At 67.1% G+C, this 24,465-nt stretch carries 26 protein-coding genes and 3 tRNA genes; 17 read left to right on the top strand and 12 right to left on the bottom strand.

Features of this window, described 5'->3' with window-relative positions; translation table 11 throughout:
* Positions 1-72: 72 nt before the first annotated feature.
* Complete coding sequence (locus tag AC6CHY_RS07045; RefSeq protein ID WP_217387765.1) at positions 73-729, bottom strand: TetR/AcrR family transcriptional regulator; 657 nt, start codon at positions 727-729, stop codon at positions 73-75.
* Between the two features lie 55 nt (positions 730-784).
* Between AC6CHY_RS07045 and AC6CHY_RS07040 the strand changes: the two genes are divergently transcribed.
* Both AC6CHY_RS07040 and AC6CHY_RS07035 read left to right on the top strand, forming a co-directional pair.
* On the top strand, positions 785-1,234 hold the full coding sequence (locus AC6CHY_RS07040) for a nuclear transport factor 2 family protein (RefSeq protein ID WP_498226265.1): 450 nt from the start codon (positions 785-787) through the stop codon (positions 1,232-1,234).
* Positions 1,231-2,124: an SDR family oxidoreductase gene (locus tag AC6CHY_RS07035; protein WP_498226263.1), complete on the top strand. Its 894-nt coding sequence runs from the start codon at positions 1,231-1,233 to the stop codon at positions 2,122-2,124. The genes AC6CHY_RS07040 and AC6CHY_RS07035 overlap by 4 nt, the downstream gene beginning before the upstream one ends.
* Positions 2,125-2,164: 40 nt before the next feature.
* Here the strand turns inward: AC6CHY_RS07035 and AC6CHY_RS07030 are convergent, their stop codons facing one another.
* The 3 genes from AC6CHY_RS07030 to AC6CHY_RS07020 are packed head-to-tail and all read right to left on the bottom strand — an operon-like array spanning position 2,165 to position 4,170.
* A complete protein-coding gene (locus tag AC6CHY_RS07030; protein ID WP_217387768.1) occupies positions 2,165-2,791 on the bottom strand; it encodes an energy-coupling factor transporter transmembrane component T family protein in 627 nt (208 codons plus the stop codon).
* Positions 2,788-3,501: an energy-coupling factor ABC transporter ATP-binding protein gene (locus AC6CHY_RS07025; protein WP_217387769.1), complete on the bottom strand. Its 714-nt coding sequence runs from the start codon at positions 3,499-3,501 to the stop codon at positions 2,788-2,790. The genes AC6CHY_RS07030 and AC6CHY_RS07025 overlap by 4 nt, the downstream gene beginning before the upstream one ends.
* A 57-nt stretch (positions 3,502-3,558) precedes the next feature.
* Positions 3,559-4,170: a biotin transporter BioY gene (locus tag AC6CHY_RS07020; RefSeq protein WP_217387770.1), complete on the bottom strand. Its 612-nt coding sequence runs from the start codon at positions 4,168-4,170 to the stop codon at positions 3,559-3,561.
* A gap of 216 nt (positions 4,171-4,386) precedes the next feature.
* Here AC6CHY_RS07020 and soxR point away from each other — a divergent pair, with 216 nt between their 5' ends.
* The 3 genes from soxR (at position 4,387) to AC6CHY_RS07005 (ending at position 6,149) form a co-directional block, all read left to right on the top strand.
* A complete protein-coding gene (soxR, locus tag AC6CHY_RS07015; RefSeq protein WP_217387771.1) occupies positions 4,387-4,866 on the top strand; it encodes a redox-sensitive transcriptional activator SoxR in 480 nt (159 codons plus the stop codon).
* A gap of 76 nt (positions 4,867-4,942) precedes the next feature.
* A complete protein-coding gene (locus AC6CHY_RS07010) occupies positions 4,943-5,461 on the top strand; it encodes a flavin reductase family protein (RefSeq protein ID WP_217387772.1) in 519 nt (172 codons plus the stop codon).
* A gap of 58 nt (positions 5,462-5,519) precedes the next feature.
* Entirely contained in the window at positions 5,520-6,149 is a 630-nt protein-coding gene (locus AC6CHY_RS07005; RefSeq protein ID WP_217387745.1) for a superoxide dismutase, read from the top strand.
* A 138-nt stretch (positions 6,150-6,287) separates the two neighbouring features.
* Here AC6CHY_RS07005 and AC6CHY_RS07000 read toward each other — a convergent pair whose 3' ends face one another.
* Positions 6,288-7,064: a LysE family translocator gene (locus AC6CHY_RS07000; protein ID WP_217387774.1), complete on the bottom strand. Its 777-nt coding sequence runs from the start codon at positions 7,062-7,064 to the stop codon at positions 6,288-6,290.
* A 185-nt stretch (positions 7,065-7,249) separates the two neighbouring features.
* On the opposite strand from AC6CHY_RS07000, the gene AC6CHY_RS06995 reads away from it, so the two are divergent.
* Both AC6CHY_RS06995 and AC6CHY_RS06990 read left to right on the top strand, forming a co-directional pair.
* Positions 7,250-7,696: an Lrp/AsnC family transcriptional regulator gene (locus tag AC6CHY_RS06995; protein ID WP_217387775.1), complete on the top strand. Its 447-nt coding sequence runs from the start codon at positions 7,250-7,252 to the stop codon at positions 7,694-7,696.
* A 209-nt stretch (positions 7,697-7,905) separates the two neighbouring features.
* Positions 7,906-8,133, top strand: a complete 228-nt coding sequence (locus AC6CHY_RS06990) for a hypothetical protein (RefSeq protein WP_217387776.1) — start codon at positions 7,906-7,908, stop codon at positions 8,131-8,133.
* Positions 8,134-8,248: 115 nt separating this feature from the next.
* Here AC6CHY_RS06990 and AC6CHY_RS06985 read toward each other — a convergent pair.
* Positions 8,249-8,321: transfer RNA gene (locus AC6CHY_RS06985), tRNA-Arg, on the bottom strand.
* Between the two features lie 188 nt (positions 8,322-8,509).
* Here AC6CHY_RS06985 and AC6CHY_RS06980 point away from each other — a divergent pair.
* Entirely contained in the window at positions 8,510-9,757 is a 1,248-nt protein-coding gene (locus AC6CHY_RS06980) for an MFS transporter (protein WP_217387777.1), read from the top strand.
* Here AC6CHY_RS06980 and AC6CHY_RS06975 read toward each other — a convergent pair.
* Entirely contained in the window at positions 9,754-10,599 is an 846-nt protein-coding gene (locus tag AC6CHY_RS06975) for an aldo/keto reductase (protein ID WP_217387778.1), read from the bottom strand. The two genes, AC6CHY_RS06980 and AC6CHY_RS06975, sit on opposite strands and share 4 nt — an antisense overlap.
* Before the next feature lie 363 nt (positions 10,600-10,962).
* Between AC6CHY_RS06975 and AC6CHY_RS06970 the strand changes: the two genes are divergently transcribed.
* Both AC6CHY_RS06970 and ettA read left to right on the top strand, forming a co-directional pair.
* Positions 10,963-11,457, top strand: a complete 495-nt coding sequence (locus AC6CHY_RS06970; RefSeq protein WP_217387779.1) for a single-stranded DNA-binding protein — start codon at positions 10,963-10,965, stop codon at positions 11,455-11,457.
* 150 nt (positions 11,458-11,607) lie between these two features.
* Positions 11,608-13,290, top strand: a complete 1,683-nt coding sequence (gene ettA / locus AC6CHY_RS06965) for an energy-dependent translational throttle protein EttA (protein WP_217387780.1) — start codon at positions 11,608-11,610, stop codon at positions 13,288-13,290.
* 117 nt (positions 13,291-13,407) lie between these two features.
* Here the strand turns inward: ettA and AC6CHY_RS06960 are convergent, their stop codons facing one another.
* On the bottom strand, positions 13,408-14,292 hold the full coding sequence (locus AC6CHY_RS06960; RefSeq protein ID WP_217387781.1) for an acyl-CoA thioesterase: 885 nt from the start codon (positions 14,290-14,292) through the stop codon (positions 13,408-13,410).
* A 162-nt stretch (positions 14,293-14,454) separates the two neighbouring features.
* Between AC6CHY_RS06960 and AC6CHY_RS06955 the strand changes: the two genes are divergently transcribed.
* On the top strand, positions 14,455-15,114 hold the full coding sequence (locus AC6CHY_RS06955; RefSeq protein WP_217387782.1) for a DUF8185 domain-containing protein: 660 nt from the start codon (positions 14,455-14,457) through the stop codon (positions 15,112-15,114).
* Here AC6CHY_RS06955 and AC6CHY_RS06950 read toward each other — a convergent pair.
* The 4 genes from AC6CHY_RS06950 to pepN all read right to left on the bottom strand — a co-directional run bounded on the left by AC6CHY_RS06950 (position 15,111) and on the right by pepN (position 19,616).
* The gene (locus AC6CHY_RS06950) at positions 15,111-15,692 is read right to left on the bottom strand and encodes a globin (RefSeq protein WP_336245029.1); all 582 of its coding nucleotides are present in this window, start codon (positions 15,690-15,692) and stop codon (positions 15,111-15,113) included. The genes AC6CHY_RS06955 and AC6CHY_RS06950 overlap by 4 nt on opposite strands.
* Positions 15,693-15,817: 125 nt before the next feature.
* The gene (locus AC6CHY_RS06945) at positions 15,818-16,516 is read right to left on the bottom strand and encodes a DNA alkylation repair protein (RefSeq protein ID WP_217387783.1); all 699 of its coding nucleotides are present in this window, start codon (positions 16,514-16,516) and stop codon (positions 15,818-15,820) included.
* 3 nt (positions 16,517-16,519) lie between these two features.
* Positions 16,520-16,993 carry an OsmC family protein gene (locus tag AC6CHY_RS06940; RefSeq protein WP_498226259.1) on the bottom strand — a complete coding sequence of 158 codons (474 nt, stop codon included), beginning with the start codon at positions 16,991-16,993 and terminating at the stop codon, positions 16,520-16,522.
* Between the two features lie 79 nt (positions 16,994-17,072).
* Entirely contained in the window at positions 17,073-19,616 is a 2,544-nt protein-coding gene (gene pepN, locus AC6CHY_RS06935; protein ID WP_217387785.1) for an aminopeptidase N, read from the bottom strand.
* 195 nt (positions 19,617-19,811) lie between these two features.
* Here pepN and AC6CHY_RS06930 point away from each other — a divergent pair, with 195 nt between their 5' ends.
* The 6 genes from AC6CHY_RS06930 to tig all read left to right on the top strand — a co-directional run bounded on the left by AC6CHY_RS06930 (position 19,812) and on the right by tig (position 24,388).
* Positions 19,812-20,636: an aspartate dehydrogenase domain-containing protein gene (locus AC6CHY_RS06930; RefSeq protein WP_498226258.1), complete on the top strand. Its 825-nt coding sequence runs from the start codon at positions 19,812-19,814 to the stop codon at positions 20,634-20,636.
* 222 nt (positions 20,637-20,858) lie between these two features.
* On the top strand, positions 20,859-21,332 hold the full coding sequence (locus AC6CHY_RS06925) for a ribose-5-phosphate isomerase (RefSeq protein WP_217387787.1): 474 nt from the start codon (positions 20,859-20,861) through the stop codon (positions 21,330-21,332).
* A 20-nt stretch (positions 21,333-21,352) separates the two neighbouring features.
* The gene (locus tag AC6CHY_RS06920; RefSeq protein ID WP_498226256.1) at positions 21,353-22,315 is read left to right on the top strand and encodes an Fpg/Nei family DNA glycosylase; all 963 of its coding nucleotides are present in this window, start codon (positions 21,353-21,355) and stop codon (positions 22,313-22,315) included.
* A 142-nt stretch (positions 22,316-22,457) separates the two neighbouring features.
* Positions 22,458-22,531, top strand: a tRNA-Gly gene (locus AC6CHY_RS06915).
* 322 nt (positions 22,532-22,853) lie between these two features.
* Positions 22,854-22,928, top strand: a tRNA-Pro gene (locus tag AC6CHY_RS06910).
* An 86-nt stretch (positions 22,929-23,014) separates the two neighbouring features.
* On the top strand, positions 23,015-24,388 hold the full coding sequence (tig, locus tag AC6CHY_RS06905; RefSeq protein ID WP_498226255.1) for a trigger factor: 1,374 nt from the start codon (positions 23,015-23,017) through the stop codon (positions 24,386-24,388).
* The last annotated feature ends 77 nt before the right edge of the window (positions 24,389-24,465 follow it).

Here is a 24,465-nt window from a genome sequence, read left to right as displayed (position 1 = left end):
CTGGGTTTTTGGTGGCGTGTCGCGCTCCGGGTCCCCGTTTGCGTCATGACCTGCCGCAATGGCCCGGACGCGTCAGGGGCGCGGAGACGCCGGGCGCACAAGCGCGCCCGCCATGGAATCAGCCACGTAGCGGGCGAAGCGCTCGGAGTCCCATCCGCGCTGCAGCACCAGCAGTTCGTAGAGCTCGGGGGAGCTGTGCAGCCACATGATGTCGACGGCCTCGTCGAAACCGACATCGTCCCTGAGGTAACCGCGCTCCTGCAGGAATCGAGCGTTGTGGCGCATCCGTTCCAGTCGCTCGGCGTTGGACTGGGCCTGGAGCCCGGCCATGTTCGCATCGCTCGCCGCGGCGGAGCGCACCAGCAGCAGGATCGGGGTCAGCGTTACCGCGACCTCGGCGGTGAGCCGTCCCCACAGCGACATCAGCGACTCGGCGTCGGCTGCGTGCTGCCGGAGCCGATCCGAGCGGTCGAAGGCCGCCCCGGGACCACTGCCGCGCAAACCGCGTGCGTAGATGGCCCGGACCAGCCCCGGCTTGCCGCCGAACGACTTGTAGATGGTCTCCACCGAGACCTGGGCGTCGTCGGCGATAAGGGCGATCGTTGTTCCCGGGTATCCCCGGGCCAGGAGCCGCGCTTCGGCGGCGTCAAGGATCGCGTCCCGGGTCTTCTGTGCGGCCGCGCGCCGGCCTCGGGAATCATATCCACGCGGGGTCTTGACTGTGGGCATTTCTGGTTCCATACTTCGTATTGGTTACACCGTACTGTATCAAATAGGAGCTGTCATGGACGACCCGGCGACGCGCGACCTGGCGGCATTGCTGGGACGCCTGGTGGACGCCGTCAATGCACACGATCTCGACGCGCTCGTTGCCTGCTTCGCCCCCGGCTACCGCAACGAGACGCCCGCCCACCCCGCCCGCGGCTTCACCGGGTCCTCGCAGGTCAGAAGCAATTGGGGGCGGATGTTCGCCGGGATCCCCGACCTCGGCGCGCGGGTCCTGCGCCAAGCCATCGACGGCGGAACGGCCTGGACCGAATGGGAGCTGCGCGGCACCAGGGTCGACGGTGCGCGGCAGCTGATGCGCGGCGTCATGATCTTCACCGCTGCCGACGGGTTGCTGGATTGCGTGCGACTCTATCTGGAACCGGTGGATGAAGCCGGCGGTGATGTCGATGCCGCCATCGAACTGATAGCGGGTGCCGCGGCGGCACCGGAAAAGGACTTGCCATGATTCTCGTCATCGGAGCCACCGGCCAACTCGGCGGCCTCATCGCCCGACGGCTCCTGCTTCGCGGCGAAGACGTGCGCGTGCTGGTGCGCGACCCTGACGCGCCGCCGGCCCGTGCCCTTGTTCGGGCCGGCGCGCAGGCCGTTCCCGGCGACCTGTCGGACCCTGCATCGCTGCGGGCGGCATGCGAATCGGTGCAGGGTGTCATCACCACCGCGAACTCGATGTCACGCGGCGGGCCGGACACCATCGACTCCGTCGATCGCCGCGGCAACGCGAACCTCATCGATGCGGCTGGCGGTGCCGGAGTGCAGCGCTTCGTCTTCATCTCCGCGCTCGGCGCGGATCCACAGAGCCCGATGCCCCTGTTGCGGGCCAAGGGCGAGACCGAGCAGCGCCTGAGGGAGAGCGGGCTGGACTTCACGGCGCTGCAGCCGGACTTCTACATGGACCTGCTGCCGATGGCCGTCGTGGGTGCCCCGGCGTTGGCAGGGGACACCGTCACGCTCATCGGCGAGGGCCGGCGCAGGCACTCGATGGTGGCGATGTCCGATGTCGCAGACTATGCGCTTGCGGCATATGGCCGGGACGACGCCATGGGCCGGGCGCTGCGGCTCGGCGGACCCGAGGCCGTGTCGTGGCTTGATGTGCTTGCGGCCTTCGAACGGCACATGGGCCGGGCGGTCCCGGTCCGCTTTATTGCGCCGGGGCTGCCCGTGGACGAAATGCCCGAGATGCTCGCCGGAATGCTGGCAGCGCTGGAGACCTATGATTCAGAGCTGGACACCGCTGCCTTGGCCCGTCGCTACGGGGTGGTTCCGACATCATTGGATGACTTCGTGCGCGGCGTGGTGGAGGCAGCCCGCCACGGCGACCGGCTGCGAATGGCGTAATTAGGCCGATGGGCAGCTCGCGCGGGGTGCACGGCTCCGGTTAGTTGCGCTCCATGATGCCGCGGGCGGCCAGCGCATCGGCGGTGCGCTGGGCGTAGGCCACGGTGTTGATGACCACCGGCGCGGCAAGGGTCGCCGGATTGCGTCCGATGCCTCGGGCCCTGGCCGCATCGGAGAGCTCCTGCACCGAGGTCGCGATCGCCGGGATGCTGCGCAGCATCAGGGCCACGGCCAGCGCGATGGTGGCGGGACTCCCTCCCACCAGGCGCACCGGGGCCGCCGCGCGCTCCAGTCCGTCGAGCAGGGCGGCCTGGGTCGTGGTCAGCAGGACCAGACGCCCGCACTGGATGACCGCGAGCATGCCGCTGACCAGGGTGAGGGCGAAGAGCGGGGTGTTCAGGATCGATTGGTAGATGCCCAGGATCGCAAAGATCCACCAGAGTTGGCGCAGCGGCGCGGCCCAGGCACGCAGCACCCGGGGACCTGCCAGGGCAAAGAGCCCCACGCCCAGCGCCAGCGTGCCCAGCCCGACGGCGGGGACGCGAAAGGCGAGCACCGCGGTGCCCACCAGCACGACCACCAGGTACTTGGCCAGCAGCGGGGCGCGGTGCACGGGGCTGGTGCCGGGCAGGTAGTGTCCCAGCAGCATCTGGTGGGAGGCGCTCACGAGGCCAGGCTCCCGTTGCGGACCAGTCGGCGGTATGTGTCCACGGCCTCCGGTGCTGCACCGTCGAAGACCACCCGGCCTCCGGCGACCAGCAGTGCGCGGTCGGCCGCCGCTGCGAAGTCCAGGTCGTGGGTCGCGTAGATGACCTGCTGCTCCAGCGTGCCCAGGGTGGCCTGCAGCAGTTCGTTGTTGGCCAAGTCCAGCAGCGTGGTCGGTTCGTCGGCGACCAGGATGTCCTGGCCCGCCGCCAGCACGCTGCACAGCGCCACCAGCTGCCGCTCGCCGCCGGAGAGGTCGTAGATGCTGCGCCGGGCCAGGTGTCCCAGGCCCAGCGAGGCGAGCGCCTGTTGGGCGGCGGCGCTGCGCGCAGCCCGGTTTCGGTGGCTGGCCTTGAGCGAGAGCTCGACGTCCTCGGCGACGATGGGCATCACCAGTTGCGAGAGCGGATCGGTGAAGAGGAAACCCACGCGCTGCCGCACGGCCTTGGCCTGCCGCACGGTGTCAAAGCCATGGACGGTGACGGTCCCGGTCGAGGGGGAGACCAGCCCGTTGAGCAGGCGCAGCAGCGTGGACTTGCCCGAGCCGTTGGCACCGATCACGGCAATCCGCGACTCGGTGAGCTCGAGGGTGCACGGGGCCAGGATGGTGCGCGGCTCCTGTGCTTGGTCGTCGGCGGGGACGAAGACTCCCGCGTTGTTGAAACGGATCACGCTTAACCGTATTCCCTGCTGCCGTCGTGGATGGAATTGTGCCGCTGTCGGCGGAAGCTAGGCCCGGAAGCGGCGGCGGGCGAAGGCCGGGAAGGCCTTGAAGACGCTGACGGCGATGGCGGCGGCAAGCAGGTTCTTGACCACGTCGCCGGGCCAGTACGCCATGTCGAGGATGAAGGCCTTTTCCAGCGGGATCTGTGCGTTCAGGCTCATGCCCAGGATGCCCAGCGGGTGGATCACCAGGATCGAGCCGCCCATGGCCGCCAGGAACAGCCAGGGGAAGCGGCGCCGTGTCGCCTTGCGCAGCACCAGCGTGGCCAGCGCGCCGGTCACCAGGGCCGCCAGCGGGAAGGCGAGCAGGTAGCCGGCGCTGGGCGCCGCGAGCGCGCCGAGCCCGCCGGAGAACTTGGCAAAGATCGGCACGCCGGCCAGTCCCACCAGCACATACAGCGCGGTGGCCGAGCCGCCGCGCAGCGAGCCCAGGATCAGCGCGGTGAGCGCCACGCCCATGGTCTGCAGGGTGATCGGAACGCCCAGGGCACCCACCGGCACGGCCGGAACCAGGGTCAGCACGGCGATGAGGGCGGCGAAGACCGACACGAGTGCGAGGTCGCGGGCGCCAATGCGGGCGGGGGACTGTACGTAGAGGTGCTGGCCGGGAGTGGTCATGGCGGTGGGGGATTCCTAAGCGTTCAGGGGCGGTGTGCGGGTGTGTGGTGTCGCTGCGCCGCGTGCGGGTCCTGCAAACAGAATACTTGAACACCGTTCAAATGTGGTGATCGACGTCCGGCGGATTCGTCACAAAAGTCAACGGCGGCACCGTGAACGGTCGCGGGTCGCGAGCCTCTGCGGGCGGGACGCGATGCCGCGGGGGAGAATGGAGTCATGGATACGGGTGATGGAACCTCGCTGGATTTGTCCGTGGGGCAGCTGGCCGAAAGGGCGGGCGTCGCGGTCTCGGCGCTGCACTACTACGAGCGCGAGGGATTGATCTCCTCGTGGCGGACCACCGGCAACCAGCGGCGCTTCGACCGCAGCGTGCTGCGCCGCGTGGCCGTGATCCGGGCCGCCCAGCGGGCCGGCATTCCGCTGCGTTCTATCGCCGAGCTCTTTGCCGGGCTGCCCGCCGACGGGACGCCGCGCAAGGAGGACTGGCAGGCGGTCTCGGCGGCCTGGCGCGAGGACCTCCAGGAGCGGATCCACCAGCTTCAGTCGTTGCGCGACGGGCTGGGTGGCTGCATTGGCTGCGGCTGCCTCTCGCTGGCCGAATGCGGATTCGTAAATCCCAACGACCGGCTCGCCGACGGCCGGGGCGGCGCCAGCTTGTTCCGGGAGGAAACGCAATTTGACCTCAACCAAGGTTGAGGTTCTAGCGTGGTGGAGTAACGGGCCAACCCGCCACACCCGGTGGACGCCCCGAAGAGAGGAACCTCGACCCGCCGTGCAAACCCACCTTCCGGCCGCCACGATCGCGGACCAGTTTCGCCTCGCCTTTGGCAACCATCCCGCTGGAGTCGCAGTGGTGACGGCGGCCGGATCCCGCGGACCGGTCGGAATCACCGCCTCGTCGCTGATTTCGGTTTCGGCCGATCCCGCATACCTGGCGTTCAACATTGCGCGGCGCTCCGGCGCCGCCGAGGCCATCCTGGACGCCGAGCACATCCTCGTCCACCTTTTGACGGCCCGGAACGCCGATGTGGCCGCTCTGTTCGCCGGCCCCGGCGAGGAGCGCTTTGCCAAGCTGCCGGGATGGGAGAAGCTGGCCACCGGGGAGCCGCTGATCCACGGCGTGGGTGTGGCGATGCGCTGTTCCATCGAGTCGCGCGTTGCCGCCGGGCCGGCCACGGTGGTCGTTGCCTCGGTGCTCGACGTCATTTCCGGCCAGTCCACCGCCGCACCGTTGGTTTACCACCGGCGCGGCTACCACAGCATCGGTGAGCACACCCGCCTCACCGCTTGACCGGCCCCCGGGAAATCCCGCGGCCGGGTGTCCACGAAACATGAGTTGAGGAGTCATTTTGGCTATTTATACCTTGCCCGAGCTGCAGTACGATTACGCGGCCCTGGAGCCGAGCATTTCGGCGCGGATCATGGAGCTGCACCACTCGAAGCACCATGCGGCGTATGTCGCGGGGGCGAATGCGGCGTTGGAGCAGCTGGCCGAGGCCCGCGAGAAGGGCGAGTTCGGGAATGTGCCGAAGTTGTCCAAGGACCTGGCGTTCCACCTGGGCGGTCACACGAACCACTCGATTTTCTGGAACAACCTGTCCCCGGAGGGCGGGGACAAGCCCGAGGGCGAGTTGGCCGCGGCGATCGACGATGCCTTTGGCTCGTTTGACGCGTTCCGGGCGCACTTCACGGCGGCGGCGATGAGCCTGCAGGGTTCGGGTTGGGCGTTGCTGGGCTTTGAGGGCCTGGGATCCCAGCTGGTCATTGAGCAGCTGTATGACCAGCAGGGCAATGTGCCGGTGGCGACGACGCCGTTGTTGATGCTGGACATGTGGGAGCACGCGTTCTACCTGGATTACGTGAATGTGAAGGCCGACTACGTGAAGGCGTTCTGGAACATCGTGAACTGGGCGGATGTCTCGGCCCGCTTCGAGGCGGCGCGTGCCGGTGCCCCGAAGCTCGTGGTCCCCGGCAAGTAACACGCCACCGCCGGAGGCGGGCTAGAAGCGGGCCGTCGGCCGGAGCAGCTCCGACCGGCGGCCCGCTTGGCCCGTGGCCCGGCTGCGTCGATCGTTCGACGTCAACGGTGCCCACCGCATCCGGTCGGTGGCCAAGCGTCAGTGGCCAAGCATTGCCGCCAGCATCTGGATCGAGCCCAGCAGGGTCGGGGCTTGTTCGATGAGCAGCAGCAGGCCCAGCGCAATCATGATCAGGCCGCTTGCCAGGGTGATGAAACGTGCCGCGGTGGGGCGCTGGCGCAGCAGCGCCCGGGCGCCCAGGGTCACGCCCGTGTAGATGAACAGCGAGAGCACCATGTGGCTGGTGCCGAGGATCGCCGTTTGCACCGGGACCGGCAACGCTGCGTCCGCGTGGATGAATTGGGGGATAAGGGCCAGGTAAAGCAGCAGGGCCTTGGGGTTCGTGCCGCTGGTTCCCAGCCCGCGGAAGAAGGCGGGGCCGAGGAAGCGCTCCCTGGCCTCGGCGGTGGTTGCCACCATGGTGGTCGTTCGCCGGAGCGTGTCGGCCCCGCCGCCGGCCGTGCCCGGTTCCGTCGGGTCCATGCCGCTGCCATACGGCTCCGGTTCGGTGCCCTCCTCGGCGCTGAAGCCCGCGCCGCGCCAGGAGCGGGCGGTGCCGATTCCCAGCCAGAGAAGGTAGGCGGCGCCGATGAGCGTGAGCCAGGAAAGCAGTTGCGGCATCCCGGCAATCAGGGCCGCCATTCCGCCGACAATGAGCAGGGTGTGAAAGATGTACCCGCTGCACAGTCCCGCCACCGCCGAGGACACCCGGTGCCGGCCGAGTCCCGCGGAAATGGCGTACGCCCAATCGGCACCCGGCGTCATGGCCAGGGCAAATGACACCGCGATGAAGCCGTAGATGACTTGAAGGTCCATGACCGAATCTCTTTCCTGCCGGGAATCTACCCGCAAGCTTAGGAAGAAATAGACGAAATGTGCTTGCCGGTTCTCGCTCCGATTTCCGTCAACTAAGAAGAAATCTCCTGATATGTTTAATTGTGCGCAAGAATCTAGCGCGCAGATTTGAAATCACCGGGAAAACACACGAGGGGAGCCGCCGCATGGACGGAATCGACCGCGCTATCCTGCGACGCCTGCAGGACGATGGACGCATGACCGCAACCGCCCTGGCGGAGGACGTCGGTCTCACCTTGGCGCCCTGCCATCGGAGGTTGCGTGAACTGGAAAACCGCGGTGTGATTCGTGGCTACCGTGCGGACGTCGATCCTGCGAAGGTGGACCTCGCCTTCGAGGCGCTGGTGTTTGTCACCCTCCGGGACCGGTTGACCATGAAGGACTTCGAGCGCGAGGTCGGCCAGATCGGCCAGATCATCGACGCGCAGCGGCTCTTCGGGGAACCGGACTTCCTGTTGCGGGTCATGGCCGCCGACCTGCCGGCATATCAGCGTTTCTACGACGACGTGCTGGTGGCGCTGCCCGGGGTGGAAAAACTCACGAGCACGATAGTCATGAAAAACCTCAAGTCCGGCGGACGGCTCCCGATCTAGGCGACGAATCCGGCTCTTGCGGATTTCGGCCGGCTGCGTGAAGCTGGGGAGAACGCGGCAACTTCTTGCGTCGGCGGACAATCAGCGATCGAGGACAAGAACATGAAATCCCGCGAAGCCGCCACTGCCGATGACGCAGCGACCCCCGGGGTGCCAATGCTGTCTCGTCCCGGCGTCGTAGCCGGAGTCCCGGGAACGACGTCCCGACGATGACTACCGTTCTGGTGGTGTTGCGTGGCGGCCCGTTTGACGGCCGCCAGCTGACGGTCCCGGATTGGCCGGAACCGCTGACGGTGGAGTCCCTGCCCGAGGACCTGCACGTCGAGGCCCGGGTCCGCGCACGCTACCTGGCGGTCGCCGACCTCCCGCCGGATTCCGGGCCCCGGGTGATGGTCTGGGATGGAGCCCATCGTATCGGCGGGATCCACCACGCCTGAGGGACCGCGCACGCACGTGACGGCGAATGAGGGCAGTGCTCCGGACCAGCTGCCTCGCGCCGAAGGGAAACGGCCTTGACCGGGTAAACACCTGGTCAAGACCGTTTCTTTTGGGTGCCCCCGGCGCGATTCGAACGCGCGACCGACAGATTAGAAGGCTGTTGCTCTATCCACTGAGCTACGGAGGCGGGCACAAGAATCATAGCCCAAACCTGAGGCGGGTTGATATTTCACCGATGGCGATACTGGGTTTTGGACGCGCGTGGGACCGTGAAAAAGAATTACTCCGGACGTATGATGAAACAGTAAGAGAGCTGGCCGGGCAGGAACGGCCAGAGTCGCCCTGATCCACTGTTTCGAAGCCGAAAGGATGCCATTGCCACGCCAATCCGCTGCACCCGTTGAACTTGACCGAAGGCCAAACAGCGCGGCATGGCGCAACTCCATTTTCGGCATCTTCTTTTTGTGTGGCTTCGCTTTTGCCACCTGGGTTGCCCGCCTCCCGGCGGTTCGGGTGCAGCTCGACCTTTCCACCGCCGATGTTGGCATCCTGCTCTTTGCCCTGGCGATCGGCTCCATCGGTGGGCTGGCATTTGCGCCGGGGATCCTGGCTCGAATGGGCATCCGCCGCGGAATCATGCTGGGGCTGCTGATTCTGGGTGCGGCGCTGGCCGTGCTGGGCGCCGTGACCGAGGTGCTGGGCAGCACCGTGGGTGCGATGGCGATCCTGGTTCTTTACGGCTTTGTCTTCAGCACCACCGACGTGATGATGAACGTCGATGGTGCTGCCGTGGAACGATCACTGGGCAAGACGCTCCTGCCGCTGATGCACGCCTTCTTCAGTTTTGGCACGATCATCGGCGCCGTCCTGGGGGCCGGTGCCGCGCGCCTGGGGATCGATGTGATGTGGAACTTCGCCGTCGTCGGTGTCCTCATCATGGGCCTTGGCCTGTACTTCGTACGCAACGTTTCGGGTCTCGAGCCCCCGGCGGCGCTCGAGGCCGACAGGGCGCCGGAAGCCGAGTCGTGGTGGCGGCGCCTGGTCGGCACGTTCCGCGACGGCCACCTGATGCTGATCGGGATCATGGTTGCAGGACTGGCCTTCGCCGAGGGCACCGCCAACGACTGGCTCACCATTGCCTCCGTCGACGACCACGGATTCAGCGAGGCCTCCGGGGCCCTGGTGTTCGGCGCCTTCGTGGCCGCCATGACCGCCGGCCGCATCTTCGGCGGACCGCTGATTGACAGGATCGGGCACAAGCGCGTCCTGGTGTTCATGGGCGTGCTTGGGCTCTGCGGCATCGTGCTGTTCATTTTGGCACCTGCCCCGTGGGCGGTTTTTACCGGCGCACTGCTCTGGGGCCTGGGCGGATCGCTCGGTTTCCCGGTTGGCATGAGCGTGGCGGCGGCCCACCCCACCGACGGACCGCGCCGCGTGGGCATCGTTGCCGTCTTCGGCTACTCCTCCATGCTGATCGGTCCGCCGGTCCTGGGCTTCCTCGGCGAACACTACGGGGTGCTCAACGCCTTCGTCCTTGTCGCGGGAATCCTCTTCATCACGTTGTTGATCACGCCGAAGGCCACTGCGGTTCCGAGGACCCCGGAACCGCAGCGAGTGGACTAGTGCCCGAAGCGCATGGGATCGGACGGCTCGTCGCCGGTTCCGTCCAGCGCATCGATGGCGTGGATCTCCTCGGGGGAAAGATTGAACGTAAAGACGTCGAGGTTCTCGGCCATGCGCTCGGGGCTCGAGGTCTTCGGAATGGGCACGACCCCTCGCTCGATCTGCCAGCGAATCACGGCCTGCGCGGGCGTGACCTTGTGCGCGGCCGCCGCGGCCAGCACCGGTGCGGAGTCGAGCAGGTCATGTTTTCCGCGCCCCAGCGGAGCCCATGCCTCGGTGAGGATCCCGTGTTCGGCGTGGAAGGCCAGACGGTCGTCGTCAAGCCAAAACGGCGCGTGCTGGATCTGGTTGACGTCCGGAACGACTCCGGTGGCGTCGATCAATTCCTGCAGTTGCGGGACGGTGAAATTGGAGGTGCCGATGGCCCGGACCCTGCCGCGCTTGAGCAGCTTGACCAGTCCCTCCCAGGCCTGGACGTAATTGCCCTCCTGCGGGTTGGGCCAGTGGATCAGGAATAGGTCGAGGTATTCCATGCCCAGCCGCTTGCAGCTGTTCTCCCAGGCGTCCTTCACTCCCTGGACCGAATGCCACTGCACATTGAACTTTGAGGTAATGAACAATTCCTCGCGGGGAACGGACGTGGAGCCGATGCCCTCTCCGATGCCTTCCTCGTTGCCGTAGTTCTCCGCGGTGTCGATAAGCCGGTATCCGGCATCCAACGCGTGGGCGACTGCTGCTCCGGCCTGGATGTCATCCAGCGGCCACGTGCCCAGGCCGATGGATGGCATGAAGGCGCCATTGTTGAGTTCACGTAACGGGACCGATGCATAGTTGTCTGGCATTTGGCCATGCTATGGCACCGGCCGGAATACCGATAGGGGGGCGCACCGTGGTCCCAATGCTTCGATGTGCCGGCCCCGTGTCAGGACCGGGGCCAACTGCGGCCGGGGGATTGCGGAGGCGGGAAGGGGATGCCCGAAGCCCGTGATGGCTGCACAGACGGTGTGTCGTGGCCGATCGGACCGGCGAAGGCCATGGGGCCCAAGTTCCCCGCACAGCCGGCCCGCGGAAGGGTGCCCTGCTGCCTTGCCCCGCGGCGCTTGCCCACAGCCCCGGGCCCCCGCTGCGAGGTGGCCCGGGCGCGGGATCACACTGGGGTGACGAGGCAAGAAGTACTTGCCCAGAGTCGAACATTGGAGTGCACCATGACGGACCACATAACGTTGCGCGGTGTGGTGGGAACCGAGCCCCGCACCAGCGGGGGAAACAGCGGAACGCTAATTGCAAAGTTCCGGATGGTCAGCAACGAGCGGCGGCAGGACCCGGAGACGGGGCAATGGTCGGATGTACACAGCAATTGGTACACCGTCTCCTGCTTCCGGGCCATGGCCACCAACATGCTTGCCAGCATCCACATGGGCGACCACGTCGTGGTCTACGGCAAGATGCAGGTTCGTGAATATGACCGCCAAGATGGAACCCGGGGTTTCAGCGTGGACATCGAGGCCATGGCGCTGGGCCACGACCTGCGGTTCGGGGTCAGCCGCTTTGACAGGGTCAGGCGCGCCGGGGGAGACGACAACGCCGAGCAACACCTGCGCCACGGCCAACCGGCCCGGGAGCCAGCGGAATCGAGTGACGAATTCCCGGTGACCGGCTGGCCTGATTCCGAGTCCGGCGCGGATACCGAGGCGGCCTAGTTTCCCCGGGCGCCACGCGGCCGCGAATGTGTGCGCGGCCACGGTCCATGGTGGCCGTGGCCGCCCGATGTGCGCAGGAACATGCCGCATACGCTTAAACCGGGCGCGATAATTGGGAGTAAGTCTCCCCGAGGCACTAGCCTTGAGGGCATGGCGGAATTCATTTACACGATGACCAAGGCTCGCAAGGCCGTTGGCGACAAAGTCATTCTCGACGATGTCAGCATGTCCTTCTACCCAGGCGCAAAAATTGGCGTCGTGGGTCCGAACGGTGCCGGCAAGTCTACGATCCTCAAGATCATGGCAGGGCTGGACACGCCCTCCAACGGCGAGGCGCGTCTCAGCCCCGGATACAGCGTCGGGATCCTGTTGCAGGAACCGCCGCTGAACGAAGAAAAGACCGTTCTGGGCAACGTCCAGGAAGGCGTCGGGGAGATCTACCAAAAGATCACCCGGTACAACGAGATCTCCGAAGAGATGGCACAGGACGGTGCCGACTTCGATGCACTGCTCGAGGAAATGGGCCACCTGCAGGAAGCCATCGACACGGCCGACGCGTGGGACATCGACTCCCAGCTCGAGCAGGCCATGGATGCACTGCAGTGCCCGCCGGGAGATTCCTCGGTGACCACCCTTTCCGGTGGTGAGCGCCGCCGAGTGGCGCTGTGCAAGCTGCTGCTGCAGAAGCCGGACCTGTTGCTCCTTGACGAGCCCACCAACCACTTGGACGCCGAGTCCGTGTTGTGGCTCGAGCAGCACCTGCAGGCCTACCACGGCGCAGTCCTGGCCGTGACCCACGACCGGTACTTCCTGGACCACGTTGCCCAGTGGATCGCCGAGGTCGACCGCGGACGCTTGATCCCCTACGAAGGCAACTACTCCACGTACCTGGAGAAGAAGCGCGAGCGCCTCGAGGTCCAGGGCAAGAAGGACCAGAAGCTTGCCAAGCGCCTGAGCGAGGAACTCGAATGGGTTCGCTCCAACGCCAAGGGCCGCCAGACCAAGTCGAAGGCCCGTTTGGCCCGGTACGAGGAAATGGCATCGGAAGCCGAGCGCACCCGCAAGCTGGACTTCGAGGAAATCCAGATCCCTGCGGGTCCCCGCCTGGGTTCCCTGGTCATCGAGGCCAAGGACCTGAAGAAGGGCTACGACGACCGCGTACTGATCGACAACTTGTCCTTCTCGCTGCCGCGCAACGGCATCGTTGGCGTTATCGGCCCCAACGGCGTGGGCAAGTCCACGCTGTTCAAGACCATCGTCGGTATGGAGCCGATCGACGGCGGCGAGCTGAAGATCGGCGATTCGGTCAAGATCTCCTACGTCGACCAGAACCGTGGCGGCATCGACCCGGAAAAGTCGCTGTGGGAGGTCGTGTCCGACGGACTCGACTACATCCATGTCGGCCAGGTCGAAGTCCCCTCGCGTGCCTACGTCTCGGCGTTCGGCTTCAAGGGCCCGGACCAGCAGAAGAAGGCAGGTGTGCTCTCCGGTGGTGAGCGAAACCGCCTGAACCTGGCCCTGACCCTCAAGCAGGGTGGCAACTTGCTGCTCCTTGACGAACCGACCAACGACCTCGACGTCGAGACCCTCTCTTCGCTGGAGAACGCGCTGCTCGAATTCCCGGGTTGCGCAGTGGTCGTATCGCACGACCGCTGGTTCCTGGACCGCGTTGCGACCCACATCCTGTCCTACGAGGGCACCGATGAGGACCCGGCCAACTGGTACTGGTTCGAGGGCAACTTCGAATCCTACGAGGCCAACAAGGTCGAGCGCATGGGCCCGGAGGCTGCCAAGCCGCACCGCGTCACCCACCGCCGCCTGACCCGCGACTAACAGTCGCCCGGTGGCGGCCCGGGGATCCCGGGGCAGCCACCTGCGACAGGGGCCCGTGGTGCGGATGAATTTGGTTTCATCCGCACCACGGGCCCCTTTTTTGTGCAGCCGGGTCCTCTAGCCGTCCTCGGGCACGCGCACCATGCCCTCCTGGGCGACGGTGGCAACGAGCTGGCCCTCGCGGTTGAAGATCCTTCCGGTGGCCAGGCCGCGGGCACCGGAGGCGCTGGGGGACTCCTGCACATAGAGCAACCACTGATCCACCCGGAACGGGCGGTGCCACCACATGGCATGGTCCAGGCTCGCCACCGACATCCCGGGGGTGATCCAGGTCAGCCCGTGGCGGCGCAGCACCGGTTCCAGCAGCGTGTAGTCGCTTGCATAGGCGAGGGCCGCACGGTGCATGGCATCGTCCTCGGGCATCGCGGCCGTTGTCTTCATCCACACCGCGTTCACGGCACGGCGATCCTGGGGGCCCTTGAAGTACAGCGGTTCGCTGATGTAGCGGATGTCGAAGGGCCGGTTGAACGCGTATTCCTGCGCGACCGGATGGTCGAGGTCGCCGATGAGCTCGGCGGTGGTCGGCAGCGATTCGGGGTCCGGCACCCCCTCGGGCATGGTGTCCTGGTGGTCAAGGCCCTCCGCGGGCGCCTGGAAGGAGGCGATCATCGACAGGATCGGCACGCCGTTCTGGTATGCGTGGACCCGGCGGGCGGAGAAGGACCTGCCGTCACGCAGCCGCTGCACGCCGAAGGTGATGGGCAGGGCCGCGTCTCCGGCGCGCAGGAAGTATCCGTGCATCGAATGGATCGGGCGGTCCTCGGTGATGGTCTTGGACGCGGCCATCACCGACTGCCCCAGCACCTGTCCGCCAAAGACCCGGCTGCGGGCCTGGGGCGGGGTGTGGCCCACGAAGATGTCCTCGTCGGTGCGGGCCTCGGGATCCCCGCTGAGCTCCAGCAGCTCAATCAGCTTCTGCGTCGTGGTGTCGTTGATGGTCACGGGTCTGCTCCTTGGGGCCAGGAATATCGATCTGCTAAGACACTATCGCCCCCGCCGTGGGTTCGCCGTATCCGCTGGCGCGGCCGGCACCCGTGTTCCGGCGCATGTCACCGCGGGCAACGGCATTGAGCCGCGCGGTCCCAGACATGAAAGTATGAAGGCATGGCTAGTGAAACCGTTGTGCTCGAGGACCAGGAAACCGTTGCGGACCTGGCCACCTTCTTCTCCCGCGCCCGCTCGATCGAGGACGGCGCGGTTCTGCTGCAGGCCGCCGGCAGCGCCCTGGCGCTCTATGTGCCGGTGCTCTATCCGGAATTCCTGGGCGATCCGGTGCCCACCGTGCTGGGGATGCGCGCGGTGCGCCTGGGCCAACCGGCCAAGGCCGACGGGGTCTATGCCATCTCCGCGCTGACCGACAGGCTGGCCCGGATGGGCGGGTCCGCGCTGGAGCTTTCGATGCCCCCCGCCGAGGTCAGCGCGTCGTGGGCGGGCCAGCAGGTGCCGCGCGGCGGCTGGGAACAGCGCGAGACGGTTGACGACGACGCGCTGCTGGCCGAGGCGATGCGCGGGATCGGCGTGGTGGCCCAGGCGCTGCCCGAGAACGCCGGAAAGCCGGTGCTCAAGACCGTGCGTGCGAGGATCTGGTCCTCGCCCGTCGAGGGTGTGCAGACGCCTATTCCGCTGGGCATGGCCTTTGGCGCGCATGCCCTGGGGTTCCTGCGCGCGGGGGCGGGGTCCACGCTGTATGCCTCCGGGCCGTGGCTGCGCCTGAGCAGCGGCGGCGGGCACGTACTGGCACGCCAGGGCGGCATCCTGGGCTAGGGGGCCGGGGCGGAGGCGGGGCAGCCCGGCGCCTCGTCCGGCGCGTTCATCAGCGAATGCGCGGCGCGGTCGAAGTAGTCCCAGAGGGTCTCGGCCTGCATCGGGGGCAACTCCAGCGAGTCCACGGCAATGCGCATGTGGTGCAGCCAGACGTCGCGGTTGTGCGAGTTGATGGTGTACGGCACGTGCCGCATGCGCAGGCGCGGGTGGCCGCGGCGCTCGGAGTAGGTCGTGGGCCCGCCCCAGTACTGTTCCAGAAAGAGCTGCAGGCGCATGGTCGCGGGGCGCAGGTCGGTTTCCGGGTACATGGCGCGGAATTCCGCGTCCGCCCCGACCGATTCGTAGAACTTCTCCGCGAGCCGGCGGAAGGTCTCGCGTCCGCCGACCTGGGCGTAGAACGTGCCCTCGTAGGCGGCCGGGTCGTGGTCGTCGTTGGGGGAGAGCCTGCCCTCGGGCAACGCGTTGGACAGCGAGGCTCCCACCGGGCGCAATTGCGCCACGGGCTTGCCGAGGCTCTCGCCGGCCTGCAACAGGACCGGCTTGGGTGCGGATGCTGCCTGCGGGTTCTTCTCGTTCACGAATGTCCTTTCAGTTCCCGGCTGGTGCCCGGGACCCTTCTGTGCCCATTATCCCGTGGATGCGGCGCGGGCGGCCGGGCTTTCGCGCAGGGCGTGAGAACGCGGCAGCCTGGGCACCGATCCGGCTACGTCGCCTCGCCCAGGTGCCTGAGTGCCTCGCGCACCGACAGCGGGCTCATGTCGGCCCGGTGCCCGGCGACCCAGGCGCGCACCCATCCGGGGTCGGTCTTGCCGTATTGCCGCAGCGCCCAACCCATGGCCTTGCGGATGAAGAACCCGGGGTCGCCCAGATTGGCCAGCAGCGCCTCGTCGAGCAGGGCGGTGTCGGTTCCGGCCCCCAGGTGCAGCTGGCAGATCATCGACTGGCGGCGCTTCCACGGGTTCGCATCCCGCGACCACTGGCGCATCATTGGGGCGATGGTTTCCGGGTGGGCGCGCAGCAGCTCGCCGTAGCGCCGCGAACAGCCGTCGACGATGTCCCACCAGGCGCCCTCGGTGACCATGCGCTCATAGAGCGGCAGGAATTCCAGGCGCCCGCGGCAGGGTGCGGCGGCGCAGACTTCCTGGGCGGCGTACCAGTGTTCCCGGTGCGTGGCGTTTGACCAGAGCCCGGTGGCAAGTGCCAGTCGGTCGGCCGCGCTTGCCGCTCCCGCATCCCTGGCCAGCTCGCGGGCCACGCGGCGCACCTCGGGGAGGGGCACGCCCAGGAAGGGCTGCGTGGTCTTCATGTAGGCCTGCGCAGCCGCCGCCTTGCCGTCCACGACCAGGGGCAGCAGCCTCGCGGTGAGTAGGTCGACCGCAGCACGCTCCGCCGCCACGTCCATGGTTCAGGCGCCCGGGGCCACGGGGGCGTGGTGCACCGGGAAATTCACGCTGCGGGCGATGAAGCACACCGCGTTGGCTTCGGCATGCAGCGAATCGGCAAGTTCGCGCTGGGACTCGTCCTGCAGTTCCACACGCGGGGCAAGCGCCGCCTCAAGGAACTCGCCGCTGCCGTCGCGGTTCAGCCGCAGCACCCCGGCGGCAGCGTCGGTGTACCCGGTCACCACCACCGAATGCTTCACGGCCACGTGCAGGTAGGAAAGCATGTGGCACTGGGACAGCGCCGCCAGCAGCAGCTGCTCGGGGTTCCACCTGTCCTTATCCCCGTGGAAGGTCGGGTCCGCGGTGCCGGGCAGGTCCGGAAGCCCAGCCGCGCGGATCACGTGGTCGCGCCCATAGCCGCGATAGGAGCTGGTGCCCTCGCCGCGGTTGCCGGTCCAGGAAATGTCGACGCGATAGTTGTGCAGTGCCAGGTTCATGGCTCCATTCTCGCCGAAGGGCGGGGGTTCCGGTGCACCTGACGCTCCGGCACCCCCGCCTCCCGCGGCCGCGACGGTGCTAGGCGTCGGCTGCCTGGGCGGCCAGCGCGCGGACCACCGAATCGCGGGCCTCGATGACGAGCCGGCGCAGGGCGGGGGATTCGTCGCCCAGCCGCTGCAGGAACGCATCGGTTGCGGCCAGCGTTTCGGGGGTGGTTTGTGCCGCCGGGTAGAGCCCGGTCACGATCTGCTGGGCGATCTCGTAGCTCTTGGTCTCCCACACCGTGCGGGCGGCCTCGAAGTACTCGTCGACGTAGTCGGCGATCAGGGCCGCATCGTGCACGTGGTTGAAGCCGGTGATGGCCGCCCGCTGTTCGAGGTTCGAGAGCTTCCCGCCGATCACCGCGTCCCAGGCGGCGCGCTTTGCCTCGGCCGTGGGCATGGCTGCCCGGGCCGTGTGCGCGGCGAGCTGCCCGGTGGCGGTGGCATCGCGTTCCAGCTCGGCGTCGATTGCCGCGGCATCGGCACGGCCGCCGGCGGCCAGGGAGGTGAGCAGGTCCCAACGCATCTCCGCATCCACCGCCAGCCCCTCCAGCACCTGTTCGCCGGAGAGCAGCGCGGCGACGGCGTCGAGCTGCCCGGGGGTGTGCGCCAGGTGGGCGAAGGCGCCGACGAATTGCAGCTGCGCGTCGGAGCCGGACGCCGCCGCCCGCGCCAGGTCCCAGAGCCTGTCGGCGGCGGACTGCCGCGCGGCCGGGGCGTGGGCGCGGTCGACGTAGTAGTCAAGGGCCGTGTTCAGCTGGCGCAGCAGCACCATGATCACGGTGGAATCGGTTTCGTGCCCGATGTTGTTCAGCACCAGTTCCAGGTAGGCGCGGGCGCCGGTCTCGGCGTCGCGGACCGCGTCCCAGGCGGCGCCCCAGACCAGGGTGCGCGGCAGGGACTGGCCGAAGTCCTTCAGGTGTGCGGTGGCCGTGGCCAGCGACCGCTCATCGAGGCGGATCTTGGCGTAGGCAAGGTCGTCGTCGTTGACCAGCACCAACGCCGGCCGCCGGTGTCCCGCCAGCGCCGGGACGGAGGTGGATGCGCCGGCGACGTCGAGTTCCTCACGGTGCACGCGGACCAGGGAGCCTTCGGCATCAAGGTCGTAGAAGCCCACGGCCAGGCGGTGCGGGCGGATCACGGGGTGTTCGGCGACGGCGGTCTGGGTGATCGCGAAGTCGGTGATCAGCCCGGACTCGTCGGTGGAGATCACCGCGCGCAGCGTGTTGACGCCGGCGGTTTCCAGCCACAGTTTCGACCATTCGGACAGGTCGCGCCCGCTGGAGGTCTCAAGCTCGCGCATCAAGTCCGGCAGCTCGGTGTTGCCCCAGGCGTGCTTGGTGAAGTAGCTGCGCACCCCGGCCATGAATTCCTCCTGGCCGACCCAGGCGACCAGCTGGCGCAGCACGGAGGCGCCCTTGGCGTAGGTGATCCCGTCGAAGTTCACCTGGACGTCCTCGAGGTCGCGGATCTCGGCGACGATCGGGTGGGTGGAGGGCAGCTGGTCCTGGCGGTAGGCCCAGTTCTTCTCCAGGATGTTGAAGGTTGTCCACGAGGAGGTGAATTCGGTGTTCTGCGCGGCGGCGAGCGTGGACATGAACTCGGCGAAGGACTCGTTGAGCCACAGGTCGTTCCACCAGCGCATGGTCACCAGGTCGCCGAACCACATGTGGGCCAGTTCGTGCAGGATGGTGATGGCGCGGCGTTCGACCATGGCATCGGTGGGCCGGGAACGGAAGACATAGGACTCCAGGAACGTCACCGCTCCGGCGTTTTCCATGGCCCCGGCGTTGAACTCGGGCACGAAGAGCTGGTCGTACTTTTCAAACGGGTACGGCGTGCCGAACTGCTTCTCGAAGAACTCGAAGCCCTGGCGGGTGAGCGTGAAGATGTTCTCGGCGTCCAGGTGCTCCATGAGCGAGGCGCGGGCGAAGACGCCCAGCGGGATCACCCGTCCGTCGCTGCTGGTCAGCTCGGAGCGGACGCACTGGTAGGGGCCGGCGATGAGCGCGGTGATGTAGGAGGAGATGCGCGCCGTCGGCGCGAAGGCCCACGTCTTGGCTCCGTCGCGGGCGTCGACCGGCGCCGGGGTGGCGGCGTTGGAGATGACGTCCCAGTGCGCGGGTGCGGTGATCGTGAATGCGAAGGTGGCCTTCAGGTCGGGTTGCTCGAAGACCGCGAACATGCGCCGGGAATCGGGCACCTCGAACTGCGAGTACAGGTACACCTCGTCATCCACCGGGTCCACGAACCGGTGCAGGCCCTCGCCGGTGTTCATGTAGAGCGCATCGGCGTCGATGACCAGGGTGTTCTCCGCGGCGAGCCCCGGTAGGGCGATGCGCACGCCGTCGGAGACCTCGGCCGGGTCCAGCTCGGTGCCGTTGAGGTTCACCGAGCGGACGGCGGAGGTGACGGCGTCGATGAAGGATTCCGCACCCTCGGCGGCGGAGAAACGCACGGTGGTGCGCGAGGAGAAGACCGTGTCGGACCCGGTCAGGTCCAGTTCGACGTCGTAGGAGTGGACGGTGATCAATGCGGCCCTGGTGCGGGCCTCTTCGCGGGTGAGGTTCATTCCTGGCATGGTCGCTAACGCGCCTTTCGATGGTTGCCGGTGGCGAAAATCTTGGTGTTCCGGGCCTGCCACCCGGCGTGGCGCCGCGGCGGTGTGGATTGCGGGGCGGCACCGGAGTGTGAAACAAGCCTTGAACAGTGTGCCCATTGTCTCACCAACACCCCACGGTGCCGCAAGTGGCGCGGGACTGGTTTGATGGATGACATGGGAATTGATGTGGTTCTTCTGGGATATGGCGCAATCGGCCAGGCGGTCCACCGGATGCTGGCGCCGCATGCGCAGGTCGTGCGGGTGCTCGGGGTGCTTGACCGGGCCGCCCTAGAGGGCCGGACCGCAGCTGCCCGCGTGGCCGGGCCCGACGGGCACCTGGTCCCGGTGCTGGATCTTGAAACTGCCACGGAACGGGCCGACGTCATTGTCGAATGCGCCTCCCCGGCGGCGGTGCGCACCTATGGCCCCGGGATCGTTGGGGCGGGCACCGACCTGCTCGTCGCCTCCCTGGGGGCGCTCGTCGATGACCGGCTGCGCACCACCTTGCTGGAAGAAGGGCCCGGACGCTGCCACCTGTCCACCGGCGCCATCGGCGGGCTGGACCTGATCCGCGCCTCGGCGGGAACCATCGAGCGCATCGCCCTGGGCACGCGCAAGCCCCCTGCTGCACTGCTTCACCCCGGACTGACGGATGAACTGCGGGAATCGATTGCCGCGGCCGGCACCGCGGGCGTGCCCCGACACGTCTTTGGCGGTTCCGTGGCCGATGCCGTCCGGCTCTTTCCCTCCAACATCAACGTCGCGGCGGCGCTGGGGCTGGCGGCCGGGGACATGGGCCTGGTCCGCGTGGACATCGTTGCCGATCCGGGTGCGACGCTGACCAGCCATGTGATCGAGATGCACGGGCGCGGCGGGAACTACCGGTTCGCGATCGAGAATTTCCCGGACCCCGCGAACCCCGCCACCAGCGTCCTGACCGCGCGCTCGATGGTCTCCGGCCTGCTTCGGTTGGGCGGGCGCGGGCCGCACTTCATCTAGCGGCCGCACCTCCGCCCTCGCCCTCAATGCGGGTCCGGGCCCGTCGTCGTGGTGGATCCAGACGCCGGCGAGCGTGCCTCCGTGCGCCCGGTGCCGGGGCCCCCCACCGAGCCCCGGGGCAGTCGGCCGGCGCCCGGCGGGGTCATCGACTTAGTGCCTTGGCGCACCCGGCGCTAGGCTTGTGCCTGCATCTTCCCCCTCCACGGTCTAAGGACACAAAACATGCGCGTTCACATTGCCACCGACCACGCAGGCCTCGAGCTCAGCGCCCACCTCATCGAACACCTTGGCGCCAAGGGCTACGAGATGGTGGACCACGGTCCCACCGCATACGATGCCGAGGACGACTACCCCTCCTTCTGCATCAACGCCGCCCTGGCCGTGGTTGCCGACCGGGCCGCAGGCCTGGACTCGCTGGGCATCGTGCTGGGCGGCTCGGGCAACGGAGAACAGATCGCCGCCAACAAGGTCGCGGGCATCCGCGCCGCACTGGCCTGGAACCTCGACACCGCGCGCCTGGCGCGGGAGCACAACGACGCCAATGTCGTGGCGGTCGGCGGCCGCCAGCACTCGCTGGAGGAAGCCACGGGCATCATCGAGGCCTTCCTGTCCGAGCCGTTCTCCAACGTCGAGCGCCACATCCGCCGCATCGGCAAGATCGCCACCTACGAAACCACCGGCGAGGTCGTGGCCTAACCAGGCCACGGCACACCACCATGCCCGAAGGCCACTCCGTACACCGGCTTGCCCGCCAATTTGACGATGTCTTTGGCGGGCAAGTCCTTGCCGTTTCCTCCCCGCAGGGCCGCTTCGGGCCCGCGGCCCGGATGATCGACGCCCAACGCCTCATCTCCTCCCAGGCGCATGGCAAGCAGCTCTTCCTGGGTTTCGAAAACGACCTGGTGCTGCGGGTGCACCTGGGGCTCTATGGTGCCTGGAGCTTCGGCGGCGACGAACACTTCTCCGGTGCCTCCTCGATCGGCGCCCCGCGCAAGGTGGGGGAGAGCGAGCAGGGTCCCGACGAGGAGACCGGCCCCTACACCGGCCCTCCCGAACCTGTCGGCCAGGTGCGCGCCCGGCTGGTGTCCGAGCACGGCTGGGCGGACCTGCGCGGGCCCAGCGCCTGCGAGGTGCTTAGCGACGTGCAGGCGCTGGCCGTGCGTGCCAAACTTGGGCCCGATCCCCTGGTGGCTGCCGCCGGCGAATTCAACCTGGCCAAGGGCAGAGGCACGGGCGAGGCCAACCAGGCCGCGGCTCGTGCTGCCTGCAAGGACTTCGTGGCGCGCCTGGCACGCAAGAGGACCCCGATCGGAACCACGCTGATGGACCAGGGCGTGCTCGCAGGGGTGGGCAACATCTACCGCGCCGAGGTGCTGTTCCGCACGCGGATCGACCCGTTCCTGCCCAGTTGCGAGCTGTCCGCGCGGAAGGCCGGGATGCTGTGGGACGACATCGCCTCGATCATGGCCGACGGGGTCCGGGAGGGAAAGATCATCACCACCCTGGCCGAACACCGCGATGCGGTGGGGCCTCTTTGGCCCGACAACGCCTACTACACCTACCAGCGGCAGGGCCGCGGCTGCCGCCGGTGCAGCGCCGCAATTTCACTGGCCGAGGTCGCCGGGCGCAAGCTGTATTGGTGCCCGGGCTGCCAGCCCGCCAGCCGATCCCGGGGCTGAGCACCCTCGGTGGACATGTCCCCGTTCGAATCCCGAACACACGGATTGACAAGGATCTGTGCAAGTCCGGGCCCGGATTTGCACGGTGTGGAATTGTGGTGCTAAGGTTTTATCCGTTGCCACCGACGAGGTGGGCAAATGCGGGGATGTAGCTTAGTGGTAAAGCCTCAGTCTTCCAAACTGATGATGCGGGTTCGATTCCCGTCATCCCCTCCAAAAAGATCGACCTGGTTCAGTGCGAACCAGGTCGTTTTTCTTTCCCCGGGCAGTGGAATTCCACCCCCTTGCACCTAATTGTGACGTCGCTCCCTTTTTGCCCCGCGGGGCGGCGCCGTGAGGGATTTCCCGTCTCCTCTCATGGTCGCCTGACCCCGGAAACTGCGGCAATTCGGGGCTTTTCCCCATGCGAAAGCACGAATTTTGTTTTCCCGCGATTGCTTGTATGGTTGTTCCGCGCCGTCGACGAAATCCAAACTTCTGGTTGACGGGCCGATTAGTGGAAACTTGTTTATTTTGCATAGACTGTTTCTGCACTTATCGGGGTGTAGCTCAGCTTGGCTAGAGCGCGCGCTTTGGGAGCGTGAGGTCGCAGGTTCGAATCCTGTCACCCCGACTCTGTACCTTCAACCCCGCAACGGATACCGTTGCGGGGTTGAAGTCCAGCTCAGACCAAACATCACACACCAGGAGTACACCGCTGTGAAGAGCGCCGTCGAAACCCTCACCCCCACCCGGGTCAAGCTCACCGTTGAAGTTCCCTACGAGGAACTGAAGCCGCGTATCGCTGAGGCCTACAAGACCATCGCCAAGCAGATCCAGGTTCCCGGCTTCCGCGCCGGCAAGGTCCCGGCCCGCATGATTGATCAGCGCGTCGGCCGTGGCTACGTCCTGGAAACTGCCATCAACGAAGGCATGAACACCTACTACCAGCAGGCCGTCACCGAGAACGAGATCGTTCCGCTTTCGCGCCCCGAGGTCGAAATCACCGAGCAGCCCTCCGCAGAGGTTGCAGGCGAAGGCCAGCTGGCCTTCCAGGTCGAGATCGACATCCGCCCGAGCATTGAACTGCCGGAATACAAGGGCCTGGAAGTCACCGTTGACGCCACCGAAGCCGGCGAAGCCGACATCGAGAAGGCACTGGATGACCTGCGCGGCCGCTTCGGCACGCTCAAGTCCATCGAGCGCCCGGCCGCCGACCAGGACTTCATCACCCTTGACCTGACCGCTTCGGTCGAAGGCGAAGAAGTCGACTCGGCCACCGGCCTGTCCTACCAGGTTGGCTCCGGCACCATGCTCGAGGGCATGGACGAGGCCGTCACCGGCCTGTCCGCAGGCGAAGACGCCACCTTCGTCACCAAGCTTGCAGGCGGCGAGCACGCAGGTGCCGACGCACAGGTCAAGGTCACCGTCACCGCCGTCAAGGAGCGCGAGCTCCCGGAGGCCAACGACGACTTTGCGCAGCTGGCTTCCGAGTTCGACACCATGGCCGAATTGCGCGAATCCCTCGCCAAGGACGCTGCCGAGTCCAAGGTCATGGACCAGGGCGTTGCCGCCCGCGACCTCGTCCTGGACAAGCTCATGGAGCTCGTCGAGGTTCCGGTTCCGGAATCCGTCATCACCGAGCAGGTCGAGCAGCACTTCGAGCAGGGCGCCCACAACGAGGGTGAAGAGCACGACACCGAAGAGCACCGCACCGAGGTTCGCGAGAACACCGCCAAGGCCTTCAAGAACGAGATCGTGCTCGACGCCGTCGCCGAAGCAGAGAAGATTGGCGTTGCCCAGTCCGAACTGATCGACTACATCGTCCAGACCGCCGGCCAGTACGGCATGGACCCGAACCAGTTCGCGCAGATGCTCGACGGCGCCGGCCAGGTCCCGATGCTGGTTGGCGAAGTTCGCCGCCGCAAGGCACTTGCCAAGGTCCTGGAGCTGGCTGTTGTCACCGACACCAACGGCAACGTCGTTGACCTGAGCGACTTCGTGCGCCCGGCAGGCGAAGAAGAAGAAGGTTCCGCATCGTCGGCCTCCTCGGCTTCCTCCGCCTCCTCGGCCTCGGCAGCATCCGCCAAGTAGCGAGGCGCCGTTGACCCGGCATTGAACTCCCCAGGCGCGGAGCCACCTGCAAAAGGTGGCTCCGCGCCTGTATTTAA

This window comes from Paeniglutamicibacter sp. GQ140 (genome assembly GCF_059759235.1).
The sequence above is the reverse complement of the archived record's forward strand: the minus strand, read 5'-3'. Positions and strand labels throughout refer to the sequence as shown.